Genomic DNA, 12,476 nt, shown 5'->3' with positions numbered 1-12,476 from the left:
AAAAGGATATTCTTCTCGTCGAACATCGTCTCAACCATAGACCGAGAAAATGTTTAGACTTTTATACTCCTGCGGAAATACTCAAAAAATTACGTAGTGGTGCACTTCCACCTTGAACGTACCCTCCTATGAGACTCTCTTTTTCCCTCTCAATTTTAACTCTTTAATTTCATTCACATTTTATTTTTTAAGCCCTTGGCACGCCGTTAGCTAATATAGCTTGTGTCTATTGAGCCTATTTGGGCCTCGACTTGTATATACATTATGTATTACAATTTTAAAGATGAAAAATGAGAGAGTTAAACTGGGATTTAGAAAAAAGCAAAAAGCTAAAAAAGAGCAGGGGAGTATCGTTTGAAGAGCTTATCCAAGGCCATTTACTTGCTGTTAAAAAGCATCCAACTAGAAAACAGCAGCAAATTTTACTTTTTGAATACGAAAACTATATATGGGTGGTACCCTGTGTTGTAACAAGACATGAAATATTTTTAAAAACGCTATTTCCCAGTAGAAAATACACAAAGCTATGGAAAGAAGGAAAACTAAATGAATAAATTAACTAGATCCGAGAGAAAAATTGAGAAAGACATCATAAAGGGAGTATATGTACCGGTGAGTCAGGCTGAATTAAAAGAAATTGCCCAAGCGATTGCTCGTAAGAAAAAGGATGTAGTCTTAAATATACGTGTCAATAGTCACGACTTAGCCGCTATTAAACAAAAAGCAAAAAAAATGGGAATACCTTATCAAACGTTTATTTCCGAAGTTTTACACCGTGTTGCCGCTTAATATGCCCACTCCCAACAAAAAAAAAGTGATTGCCGCCATCATCCAGCACATCCAGTCTGCGATGGCTGTGATCAACGCCGCTATTGGCGATGCACACACAGCGGCAACTCACGAAGAAACGCAGGCTAAAAGTAAGTATGATACTTTTGCTCTGGAGTCGTCCTATTTAGCCAATGGCCAAACAAAGCGTTTGGCAGAGCTCGATGAAGCTTTAAAATATTTTAAAAATATTCTTCCACCGTCGTCTTCTCAAACAATCACCCATAATCATCTTATAAAACTTTCTAAAGAAGACGATTCTTTATTGTATGTTTTTTTAGCCCCCTGCGGTGGGGGTATTCGCGTCAAAGTAGACGGCTGTGCGGTAAGTGTAGTAACTCCCGATTCTCCAATAGGTGAATCTCTTTTAGGGACTCGTATAGGAGATGTTTTTGAAATAAAAACAAAAGGGCAGACAGCCGAATATGAAGTGTTAAAATATTGGGATTGACTCAAGTGTGAGTTTTAGGGTTTGATGCCGATATGGGTAAAATTATTTTTATAGTTCATTTGTTTTTTATGCTGGTTATCACACCCGTTTGGGCCAAGCAAAACCCCTTAGAAGGTTTTCAAAAATTATCTGGGCCTTACAAAGAATTAGCCGGGTACTGCAAGCAAAATCCACCTCAAGATTCTATGCGGGAAGTGTGTAATCCCGATATTGCACGTTTAACCTTTTTTGATAAAACTTTTAAAAAACCTTTTTTAAGAGGTGCCTTTTTTGAAACAGGTGACGACGTTACCAAGTTTTGTAGTTTAGGTTTAAAAACCAATGCCGGTTGGTTTGTGATGCGTGATGTCATTGAATGTGATTCAGGTGCCGCTACTGCACGTGTGAATGTTACTGTTGAAAAAATGGTTCTTAAAAAAAATCTACGACTTACATTTATGCTAATAAATACGCATACCGAAGATGGAATTAACTGGATAAAAGATAGTACAGAAAAAATGATGCTGACGTGCCGTGTAGATGAGGCCAACACTGTATATTGCAATTAGGGACGTTGTTGACTGCAATTAGGGACGTTGTTGACTAACCGGACTAAGTTTAGCAACAAACTATTTTAAAAAGTTAGTCCGGTTAGTCAACAACGTCCCTCCCATCTTTTACCGATAATGGCATCGATTGGAAAGCTGAAGATAAAAAAATATCTGTTGTGTGTAAGGCAGATAAAGATGGAATTGTTTTTTGTAAATAAATGAAAGATCCCGATAAAAATAAAGTGATCGCTGCGATTATCCAACATATCCAATCCAGCATGGATGTTATTAATGCAGCCATTGGCGATGCTCACACCGCGGCTACGCATGAAGAAACGCAGGCTAAAAGTAAGTATGATACTTTTGCTCTGGAGTCGTCCTATTTAGCCAATGGCCAAACAAAGCGTTTGGCCGAGCTGGATGAGGGGCTCCAGTATTTTAAAAATATTCTTCCTTCAGCATTGTCTCAAACCATTAGCGCTAATCATCTTATACAACTTTCTAAAAACGATACTCCACTGTATGTTTTATTAGCGCCTTGTGGCGGGGGTATTAGAGTGGATGTGGATGATTTTACAGTAAGTGTTATTACCCCCGACTCTCCCTTGGGTGAGTTGTTATTAGGGGCGCATGTAGGTGATTTTTTTGATATTAAAGCCAAAGGGCAAGAGATTGAGTATGAAGTGCTTGCGTTTAAATAACAAAGGCCCCAACCGGGGCCTTTGTTATTTAGCGGCAGCTTTTTTCTTTTTATTTTTAGGACGCTTTTTGCCGTAAGAACCTGCTCTAATTTTTCCTTTGCGGCTGCGTTTATCACCTTTTCCCATAATATCTCCTTATAAGTGTGAAACAAGGGTTTGCTTATATGAGGACCTGCTGTAAAAATCCAATGAAAAATTACCCCTCACCCAACCCTCTCCCACAGGGGAGAGGGTAAAAGGTAAGAAGTTAAATTAATCAGTAAAAGCCAGATAGCCGGGCACAAACAGGCCAGCTACCGGTACAATCAACAACACACCCACCCAACCCGGTTTGCCACGGGCCTCGGCTATTTTCATCCACACAATAATACTCATTACAATGTTAACAAACGGGATGAGCAATAAAATAATCCACCACATCGGTTGTTTGGCTATTTGTAAGATGAGTACAATGTTCACAATGGGTATCCATGCCATCCAGGCGTTGGGGGTATTTGTTTTTTGTGCTATTTTCATAAGACATAATGAAAAGTACACATATAACAAGGCCATAATACCCACATAAACAATCATAAATCCTGCCATGGCGGCACCGCCAATAGCATCAGGATCCATGCCCTGCATTTGCTGCAAAATTTGTTCTTCTGTCATAATTTTCTCCCTCGGTTCGCCGTAGCACTGCCTTGCGGGGCAACAGCGGCCTATAAAAAGTTAAGGCATCATTGTGAAGGAAAGTATCAAAACGTACAAAGTATTTTTTTAACCCATTTTTAGGGATAAGCGAAGAATAGGGGAAAACTGTAGGCCCTTGAATGCGTATCCAATAAGGCTAAAAACCAAGGCCTATTTGAGAGCTTACAGTAAAATCTACTGCAGGGCCGCTGGGTATTAAATCTTCCGAAAGGCTAACGCGGTAATTAATTTTTTTAATTTTATGTTTTAGGTCCCAACTGCCTTCTAGGCCATTTACCAAATTAAGGGACATGCCCGATAATTCTTTAAGACCCGTATAGCCATAATACGATGTTTGACCGTCTAATTGTGTAACCCACGAACAATGTTTTGTTACATTAATCTCAAATCCCTGGTTAAAAAAGAGAGAGCCCGCGCGGGTTATTTCTTTTAATTCTCTGTGTCCTCCCAAAATAACAACGCCCATTTGGCTATACGATGTTAATCTTTTGTAAGATTTTTGCGCCAGTATCGAAACGCCCACATCGGGATAGCCAGATCCGGTTCCGTGTGAGATGGATCCCGTGGGTAATTTTAAAAGTCCTTTAAAGGCAATTCCAAAACGACGTTTCCCTTCGTCTATTAAATGTAATTTACTAGAGAGTACTATATCGCCCAATCCAAAAAGTGTTTTGTTTACGTTATAAACGCTGCTGCCATTTTTATTAACACGATACGAAAAACGTCCATTAGGCACGGTATTGCGCCCGGCATTAGGAAAGCCAAAGGCATTGTGATAATTTTGAATAAAAGAATCTAAAAAGCCGCCAAAAAAACCAATAAACGGAATTTCGGCCCCTAATTCTAGTTTATTGGTAAGGCCGTATTTTACTTTAATGGCATTACGCACTAATTCCATATCTAAATCTATACCATAACCTGTGGGCGGCAGATTTTGTTCAAACATGTTGGTAAAATTTGTAGAAAGCGACACATCCACATTTTTTTTAGCAGTAGTAGGCACTTTATCGAGGGGTACTTGTAAAAAATGTAAAAAGAGAGGGTTTTGCGTGCTGCTTTCAAATGGGCCGTAGGTGTTGTAGCCGTTTAATTTAAAAAAACCGGCATGTGCAGAAAAAGGCAAACACATATAAAGAAGAATGGATATTATTTTTTTCATGATTTTTTATTATTTTCTTGTTTAATTGCTTCTAACTCTTCTGCAACGGCTAAATCGCGGTGGCGGCCTAATTCCCTCTTACATTTTATTAAATCGTCAATCGAAATGAGGCGACATTTTCCGTCTAAAATATCAATTTCTACACTATTTTTTAGAACACTATAATAAGAACCCACACCAATAACCGAACTGATAACATCCAGCATTCCTAAATCGGTAACAAGATGAAGATCGCCTTCGAGCGAGGTGGTTTGAAGAAAAGATTCTCCTGTAGTGCGGAGGCAAGGATGATAAGGAGCAAGAAGTGCTTTTAAATGATCAATTTGTTCTGGAGAATTTAGAATACAAATATCGATATCGCGAGTTGTTTGGTGGCAGCCATGCAATACGGCCGCAAAGCCTCCTACGATAATAAAATCGAGAGGGCTATGAACCAGTAATTTGAGAAGATTGTGAAGGTTTTGCACAATGTGTTTGTTGCTGTTTAAGTTCGTCTACAAAATCAAGAGTGTTTTGGTGTACTAAAAGGCGTTCTTCGTAAGTGAGTTTTAAATTATCTCGGATGATCGAGATATCAACTCCTCTTAAGGCCCATTCCTGATCGGTGACGTTTTGCATGATGGTGCCATTATTAAGGAATTATCTACTTTTTTTCAATGCTTTTTAGTATCTTTTAAAAATGACAAATTCTTATTCATTCAAACAAATTGTTTCAAAAAGCCGGAAAATTTCTAGTTTTCTAGTGTATGGAGGAATTGTTCTTATTATCGCTTTTGTCAATGTGGTGGGTGTTATGGGTGTGTTGCAAAAAATGAATGATCCTATCCCGCGTACACGCATACCTGAGGTTTATGTTTTGGAGGTTATTTTTATTTTGATGTCTATTGTACTGGCTTTTATGATTGTAGCACTTACAAAAAATGTAAAAGTCTGGTTTGATGATAATTTTTTGTATTACCGTGTTTTATTTACGCATCGGGTGGCTTTGCAGAAAATTGAAAAAGTAGATTTGGTAAAAAGAATTTATCGTTATCGAAATTCAAAAACAATCATGTACGACACGCGTCTTTTTTTAGTTGGTGGAAAAACAAAATCAATCATTTCTCACCGCGTTGACGAGATAGCTTATGCCCAACAAACGGCCGGGATTATTTGGAAAGAAATATGTGAAAAACAGCAGCATACCGAACGTACTAGCAGTTTCTAATTGCCTCACTATTAAATAATTAAATAAATTCAAGTACTTAAAATGGTTTCCCTTACAGGGCTGTGCACTTTTGTGCGCGGATTTTTTTGTTTTTAACAACTTACCGGTGAAGAGGAGCCGATAATTAAAGTGGGGCTAGTTTTATGAATAATAAAATCAATAACACACAAGTTTTAAAAGAAGAATGGGATCTACTTCGCAATTTTGTAAATAGTAACAAAACAGACAAATCTATTCTGAGAGATGGCGTTTTAGAAACCTCAGAAATTCCAAGCTTATTTGATACTAATCGTGATCACAAAACTAGCTGGCTTGAAATGGCTGGTGTGGCCAAAGCACAAGGGAGTCACTTTCTAGATTTAAGTAATTTATTACAGCGGCACGGGATTAATTTATATGAGGGAATAGAAGCTTTTGTAGAAAAGCCCCTATCTGATTATTATTTATTTACAGATAATGGTGAAAACGAGATTTTAGTAAATGATTTTAATGCCGAGTTTGGCAGTTTATGTACCGATCCTTTATTTATTAGTTATTTTTTAAATATACGTCCTTCCATAACTATGAACGGTGAGGAGGGACTGATTAACGCAATTTTTTCTCATGCCCCAGAGACTGTATTTTCGGATATTGATATTATGCGGCAGGCATTAGGAATTAGTGGTGGTTTATTTAACCGTTTGCCAGATGAAATGCAGGACAATACTGACTTGCAAAACATTGCAGTAGTTCATGGTGGGTATAGAGCTATTACAACATCAGACCCTTCAAAAAAGGCAGATATAGAACTAGCCTTGCAAGCATCTTACTATAATACGGATGATTATAGATATTATGTTTCAGCTGATCTCAAAACAAAAGATTTTAACTTGAAAGTCCTTAGGATTAATCCTGACATTATTAAATGTATTGAAGATATAATAGATGGTGATTATAAAGAAGCGCTATCCCAAGGTTTGGATCCTGAGCATCAAACAGCAAATAATGAACAAGAAGTTATAATAAGGGCCATTAGGATATTTGAGCACACACATGATGTGCTCAATAGTGAGCGCCAAACAAGTTTAATTTATTTTTACACAAATGTACTAAGCGAAGAGATCCGCAAAAAACCTGCTGTGGCAGCAGCTTACTTATGTATTTTTCCATATAGAAAATCTGACATTGACTCATCATTACTGAATAATGCAGATTTTGTATTAAATGTCCTACGCAATAGTGATTGGCTTAATGAATCACTTGTCGCACCTTTTATAGGTGACGTAAGCTTCATGAGGCAGGCCGTAGAGCTTTACCCAGAACTGTATAAAAGTGCCAGTGAATCTGTAAAAGAAGATGAAGAGGTGGCTAGAAATGCTGTTTTAAAAAAGCCGGACCTTGTCAATCTTTTGCCTGACACACTTTATAATAATCCAAATTTTTTAAACAGTGTCGTAAATGGTCTTAAAATGAATGTCGGTGCATTAACTTTATTTTTAAACCGTTCTAAGTATTTCAAAAGCAATCCTGACAAGTGGCAAGAATTTGCTAGCATATCCGGTATATTAAAAAACCCCATTTTTATTTCTGCCATTGCAGATTTGCCAAAGGAAAAGCTGCAGGATTTTATGAATGAATACCCTAACTATAGGGGTAAAGTACTCAAAGCCTTGCCTTTCCGTAAAGATTTAGATGAAGCAGCCAGTATTTTAATTGAAAATTGGGCTAGTATGTCGACAGAAGAGCGTCAATTGTTTGGTGTTAACACTCAAAACTATATGATGGCTACGGATGCTCCAGAAATCAACGGGCTGATGATGGCAATGATTATGGATAATAGATTTTTATTTTGGAATTTAGATACTGATAAACAAAATGAGATTTGGCCTTCCCTAGTACAAACATTAAGAGATGCAGGATTTAAATTTCCAGAAAGTATATTAAACAGTTTTGACAATTTTAAAGAAGCCTTGGCGAGCAAAACAAAAAATGAAGATCGCTTTATAAGCTGGCGTGATTTAGAATCACTTTTTCTTACCAGAAAAGATTTAATTGATACAAAACCGACAATTATTATTTTTATGGCTTCGTACGATAATAATGGTGCATTTGTAAACTATAGCCAAAATAGCCCTATGGATGATTTTCGTACGAGAGGGTATCAAGTTGTTGTGAGAGAAATAACCTCGTTTGAAGATTGGATTTTTGAGGCAAAAGAAGTGAGTGGCAATGGTGAAAATTCTTTTGATGTCTTAATGCTTAGAGCTCATGGAGAAGAGAGTAGTGCTGCTTTGGATGGTGACGATATTATGGTTAGCGAAAAAGTGGAACTAGCCGATTTCGCAAATCCGGAGGCTGCTATTTTAGGGCAGATTGTGAGTGGAGCTGTGATGTTTGAGAGCTGCTCCACAGGCACAGGAGGTGATGATAACGATAATATGATTAATGCTTATCGTAATATTTTACCGAAACAAGTTACTTTATTTGCGCCACGTTTTCCTTCTGGCATAGATGGCTATAACATTAGTCGTGATAGAAAAGGGCAAATTAAAAGTATTGTTCCGATCTATAGAGAAGAGGAACATTTTTATCAGACCCATGGTAAACTTTAATCCCAATAAAGCCGCCTCCTTTTTTTTAATGCCCCTGGCTCTCCAAATACCTCTCCGCATCAATAGCCGCCATACAGCCGCTACCAGCCGCTGTTACCGCTTGGCGGTAGTAGTGATCTTGCACATCGCCTGCTGCAAAGACGCCGGGGATATTGGTTAAGGTGGAGCCGGGTTTCGTCACAATATAGTCGTTTTTCATATCCAACTTATTAACAAACAAGCTGGTGTTGGGCTGATGGCCAATGGCCACAAATAAACCACCATAGTTTTCATCTTTTACCTCGCCCGTTACAACATTTTTAAGCTTTAAACCTGTCATCGAGTCGTCGCCCAGCACATCTTCCACCACTGTGTTCCAGATAAATTTAATTTTAGGATTTTTGAGCGCGCGATCTTGCATGATCTTCGATGCGCGTAAAGAATCACGGCGGTGAATCACATGTACCTCTGTTGCAAAGCGTGTTAAAAATTGAGCTTCTTCAAGCGCGGTATCGCCGCCGCCCACAAGGGCTAATTTTTGACCTTTAAAGAAGGCGCCATCGCAGGTGGCACAGGCCGATACCCCGCGGCCCATCAGTTTCATTTCATTTTTTAAACCCAAGAGTTTGGCGCTGGCACCCGTGGCAATAATCACGGTTTTAGCTTCGTAAATATCTTTCCCTACCGTTACTTTAAAAGGTTGTTTGGTAAAATCGACCTCGGTTACATCTTTTGTATGAATTTCGGTGCCAAAGCGGGCGGCTTGTTCACGCCATAATTGCATCAACTCGGGGCCCATCACGCCTTTGGGGAAGCCGGGATAGTTTTCTACATCGGTTGTAATCATCAACTGGCCTCCGGCTTGATAGCCTTCGAATAAAACGGGTTTTAAATTAGCGCGGGCGGCATAAATGGCGGCGGTTAAGCCGGCTGGGCCGGAACCGATGATAATAACGTTGTGAACCATGAAATCCTCCAATGGATGATATTTTCCCCTATCTCTAATCATCCTTTTTAATCTTTGCAAGTGTCTAAAAACTTCTGTAAAATCACGCTTCAACCATCCATTTGCAGTAAACAGAACATGACAAAAAAAATTATATCTTTTCTTCTTTTAACGTGGGTTTTTGTATTGCCGGCGCATGCCGCTTTTTTTGCGCCCTCACAAACTTTTTATACTGTTAAAACCAAACATTTTGCCATTCATTACGAAAAGGGACTGGAGAGTGTGGCAAATGATGTGGTGGAAATATCCGAAAAAGTTTATTCTACATTATCTCCCAAATACAACTGGAAGCCTTTTGGGCGCACGCATTTAGTACTTACCGATAAAATGGATCAGGCCAATGGTTCGGCAACTGTTTTGCCGGCAAATTACATCATGTTATTTATAACGCCTCCCGATGTTGATTCGCCCCTCGAAAACTATAAAAATTATCTTGAATTACTGATTACTCACGAATTTACCCATATTTTGCATATGGATCAGCATCATGGTTTTACCTCGGTAGCGCATTTTTTATTTGGCAAAATTGTGGCTACAAACGGTTTAAGCCCGGGTTGGATGCGTGAAGGCATTGCGAGCTACGAAGAGAGTGTAAATACAGGTTATGGCCGCGCCAATTTTTCGTATTCCGATATGATGTTGCGTACCAGCATTTACGAAAATAATTTTCCAAAAATTGACCAGGCTGCAGGAAGCGGGGCTCATTTTCCTGCTGCTGAAAGACAGTATATTTATGGCGTAAAATTTTGGCAGTGGCTTTCTAAAAAATACGGCGACGATAAAGTTCCACTATACGCCAAAAAATATTCCTCTACTCCGTTTTTGTTTACGTTTAACGGTGTGGCTAAACGGGTATATGGTAAAAGTTTTTATAAATTATGGGATGAATGGAAAACAGAAATTGCTGCTGATTATAATGCTCTTAAAAATAAACTTGTGGCCGAAGGGATAACGCCTTTCACGCCTGCTGTGAAAGATAAAGATGTATTGTCGCATCCTACAGCCTTACCATCGGGGCAAGGTTTTGCTTATTCAGATATGAGTCCCGATGAAGAGGCTCATTTAGTGATTAAAAAGGGTGGTGAGCCTTTAGTGTTAAAAAGAGCTGTATATGGGCAAATGTCTTTTTCATCAGACAGCAACAAGGTGGCCTTTGGCAGTATTAGCGAGGCTGAAAAGTATAAATATTATTCCGAAGTATATGTATACGATGTAGCTGCCAAAACCCAGGTGCGTGTTTACGATAAGAAAAACCCCAAGCTGTCTATGCGAGCGAGCGATCCCGATTTTGCCCCGTTTGAAGGGGGTAACCGCTGGTTAGTAATGGTGCGTACCGATAAAGGAACCGATAATTTGTATGTTTACGATTTAGAAAATAAAGAAGGTTATTATTTAACGCATGCCGAAGAGTATACGCAATTTTCTAACCCTCGTTTTTCACCGGATGGAAGCCGCATTGTAGTATCGCAAAGAAACAATAACGGATCGCGCGACATTGTTTTATATAGCCGTACCGGAGATAAAATTAAAAATATTACTAATGATGATGCCATTGATGCGCATCCTGTTTGGTCGCCGGAAGGTTCTTCTATTTATTACGATTCTGATAAAAGCGGTATTTCCAATATTTACCGTTACGATGTTGCTAGCGGCACCTCGGCAAAAATTACCAATGTGCTGAGTGGTGTGTATCAACCCAGTATTTCGGCCGATGGAAAAACATTGTATGTGGCTTTTTTTAAAACGAAGGGTATGGATATTTATCAAACCTCGCTTACCGAAACTACTCTTTCACACGTAGCGGAAGTAGAAGATTCACTGGCATCATCTGAAACCGCTGTGATTTCTGAAGCGGAGGCAACAATTACAGTAGCTTCTTTGCCGTCTACAAATATGGCTTTGGCACAAAAAAGAATAACGGTTATTGAGCCAGCAAAAAATAAAACAGATGTAGCTAAGGCTCCCAAAGAATCGGCTTATAAAAATGTGGTGGATGATAATCCAATCCCCCAATCCCCTCAAGAAACCGTAGCGGGTGCTAAAAAGTACAATGCGTTCCCGCAAGTTTTAGTACCTCGTTATATTATGCCCAGTTTTTTTCAGCTGGATGATGCTTTTATTTTTCAATTTGTAACAGGAAGCACCGATCCTTTGTATCGTCATGCTTGGAGTGCTTATGCCACGTATCGTACCGATGCCATGTTTTTAGGTGGCGGGTTAAGTTATGTTTATCAACGTTATAACCCCAGCCTTTTTGTGGGCTATATGCGTTATGCTTACGATAGAGGAAGTTTTTTTGAAGAACGTAACCAGGTTTATGCTGGGGCATCGTACAATTTAGGCAACTATCAAAACGTGGCTTTAAGTTACTTTTTTGAAAAGCGCGATAATTTTAGCGCCATACCGGCAGCTGTTTCGGCTAATTTAGGTAATTATGCGGGATTAAGAGCGGTTTATACTTATTCGCGATTTAAACTTTTCCCAAATGGCGTAAGCCAAGAAGACGGTCCTTTTGCGCGCTTGTCGGCAGATTGGACCAACAGTGTGTTCGGCTCCGCCGAGCAAAACGAGCAATACGTGTTTATGGGTGATCTGCGATACTACTTAGAGATGCCCTATGCTGATCATCATGTACTCGCATTTAGAGCGGCTGGCGGTTGGGCTGGTGGTGATAGAGAAGCATCCGGTAGTTTTCGCTTTGGAGGCCCTTTTGGCGAAGGTACTTTGGCAGGATATTCAACGCGTCTTTTTGCATTTAGAGGTTTACCCGGAGTTCAGTTTGCTGGTGATAGAGCCGTGTTATTTTCAACCGAATATCGTTTTCCCATTTGGAATATTGAACGTGGTTTAGGAACAGCGCCCATTTTTTTCCAACGTATACATGGGTCGGTGTTTAGTGATTTTGGTAATATTTGGAATAGCCCTTATCATAACAGTAACTTTTTAAGTGATTGTTTAATGAGTGTGGGTACAGAACTTAAAACCGATTTAGTAGTGGGTTATGGTTTACCGCTTAATGCGCGTTTGGGTTATGCCATTATTGTAAAAAATAGAGATGCTGTTGCTGGCATTAAAGATACATGGTTTGGCCAAGACATTAGGAACGGTACTTTTTATTTTCAATTGGGGACATCGTTTTAAAAACTATGCATTACTCACTTTTATACGCAGCGCTTAATACCATTATTATAGTTTTATTAGCACTGGTACGTTCAAGGTGGAAGTGCACCACTACGTAATTTTTTGAGTATTTCCGCAGGAGTATAAAAGTCTAAACATTTTCTCGGTCTATGGTTGAGACGATGTTCGACGAGAAGAATATCCTTTTCTG

Annotated in this window: 14 protein-coding genes; 8 read left to right on the top strand and 6 right to left on the bottom strand. The window is 39.1% G+C overall.

Annotated elements, in window-relative coordinates; translation table 11 throughout:
- Positions 1-290 precede the first annotated feature (290 nt).
- The 5 genes from K1X76_12475 (at position 291) to K1X76_12455 (ending at position 2,510) form a co-directional block, all read left to right on the top strand.
- Entirely contained in the window at positions 291-554 is a 264-nt protein-coding gene (locus K1X76_12475; GenBank protein MBX7149878.1) for a toxin, read from the top strand.
- Positions 547-789 carry an antitoxin gene (locus K1X76_12470; GenBank protein MBX7149877.1) on the top strand — a complete coding sequence of 81 codons (243 nt, stop codon included), beginning with the start codon at positions 547-549 and terminating at the stop codon, positions 787-789. The genes K1X76_12475 and K1X76_12470 overlap by 8 nt, the downstream gene beginning before the upstream one ends.
- A 1-nt stretch (position 790) precedes the next feature.
- Positions 791-1,279: a GreA/GreB family elongation factor gene (locus tag K1X76_12465; protein ID MBX7149876.1), complete on the top strand. Its 489-nt coding sequence runs from the start codon at positions 791-793 to the stop codon at positions 1,277-1,279.
- Positions 1,280-1,311: 32 nt separating this feature from the next.
- The gene (locus K1X76_12460; GenBank protein ID MBX7149875.1) at positions 1,312-1,827 is read left to right on the top strand and encodes a hypothetical protein; all 516 of its coding nucleotides are present in this window, start codon (positions 1,312-1,314) and stop codon (positions 1,825-1,827) included.
- 200 nt (positions 1,828-2,027) lie between these two features.
- A complete protein-coding gene (locus tag K1X76_12455) occupies positions 2,028-2,510 on the top strand; it encodes a GreA/GreB family elongation factor (protein ID MBX7149874.1) in 483 nt (160 codons plus the stop codon).
- A gap of 24 nt (positions 2,511-2,534) precedes the next feature.
- On the opposite strand, the gene K1X76_12450 is transcribed toward K1X76_12455, so the two are convergent.
- The 5 genes from K1X76_12450 to K1X76_12430 form a co-directional block, all read right to left on the bottom strand.
- Complete coding sequence (locus K1X76_12450) at positions 2,535-2,636, bottom strand: 30S ribosomal protein THX (protein MBX7149873.1); 102 nt, start codon at positions 2,634-2,636, stop codon at positions 2,535-2,537.
- Between the two features lie 126 nt (positions 2,637-2,762).
- Positions 2,763-3,161 (bottom strand): hypothetical protein, encoded by a 399-nt coding sequence (locus K1X76_12445; protein MBX7149872.1) that lies wholly within the window; start codon positions 3,159-3,161, stop codon positions 2,763-2,765.
- Between the two features lie 178 nt (positions 3,162-3,339).
- Positions 3,340-4,362 carry a DUF3187 family protein gene (locus K1X76_12440; GenBank protein MBX7149871.1) on the bottom strand — a complete coding sequence of 341 codons (1,023 nt, stop codon included), beginning with the start codon at positions 4,360-4,362 and terminating at the stop codon, positions 3,340-3,342.
- Positions 4,359-4,829: a nucleotidyltransferase gene (locus K1X76_12435; protein MBX7149870.1), complete on the bottom strand. Its 471-nt coding sequence runs from the start codon at positions 4,827-4,829 to the stop codon at positions 4,359-4,361. The genes K1X76_12440 and K1X76_12435 overlap by 4 nt, the downstream gene beginning before the upstream one ends.
- Complete coding sequence (locus tag K1X76_12430; protein ID MBX7149869.1) at positions 4,789-4,980, bottom strand: hypothetical protein; 192 nt, start codon at positions 4,978-4,980, stop codon at positions 4,789-4,791. The genes K1X76_12435 and K1X76_12430 overlap by 41 nt, the downstream gene beginning before the upstream one ends.
- A 61-nt stretch (positions 4,981-5,041) precedes the next feature.
- Here K1X76_12430 and K1X76_12425 point away from each other — a divergent pair, with 61 nt between their 5' ends.
- Together K1X76_12425 and K1X76_12420 are read left to right on the top strand one after the other, a co-directional pair.
- Positions 5,042-5,569 carry a hypothetical protein gene (locus K1X76_12425; protein MBX7149868.1) on the top strand — a complete coding sequence of 176 codons (528 nt, stop codon included), beginning with the start codon at positions 5,042-5,044 and terminating at the stop codon, positions 5,567-5,569.
- 143 nt (positions 5,570-5,712) lie between these two features.
- Positions 5,713-8,160 carry a DUF4116 domain-containing protein gene (locus tag K1X76_12420; GenBank protein MBX7149867.1) on the top strand — a complete coding sequence of 816 codons (2,448 nt, stop codon included), beginning with the start codon at positions 5,713-5,715 and terminating at the stop codon, positions 8,158-8,160.
- Positions 8,161-8,185: 25 nt separating this feature from the next.
- On the opposite strand, the gene trxB is transcribed toward K1X76_12420, so the two are convergent.
- Positions 8,186-9,148, bottom strand: a complete 963-nt coding sequence (trxB, locus tag K1X76_12415) for a thioredoxin-disulfide reductase (protein ID MBX7149866.1) — start codon at positions 9,146-9,148, stop codon at positions 8,186-8,188.
- 75 nt (positions 9,149-9,223) lie between these two features.
- On the opposite strand from trxB, the gene K1X76_12410 reads away from it, so the two are divergent.
- The gene (locus tag K1X76_12410; protein MBX7149865.1) at positions 9,224-12,286 is read left to right on the top strand and encodes a hypothetical protein; all 3,063 of its coding nucleotides are present in this window, start codon (positions 9,224-9,226) and stop codon (positions 12,284-12,286) included.
- Positions 12,287-12,476: the final 190 nt, after the last annotated feature.

The organism is bacterium (assembly GCA_019695305.1).
Classification (GTDB): Bacteria; UBA10199; UBA10199; order UBA10199; family JAIBAG01; genus JAIBAG01.
This window is presented reverse-complemented; position numbering and strand designations above follow the sequence as displayed.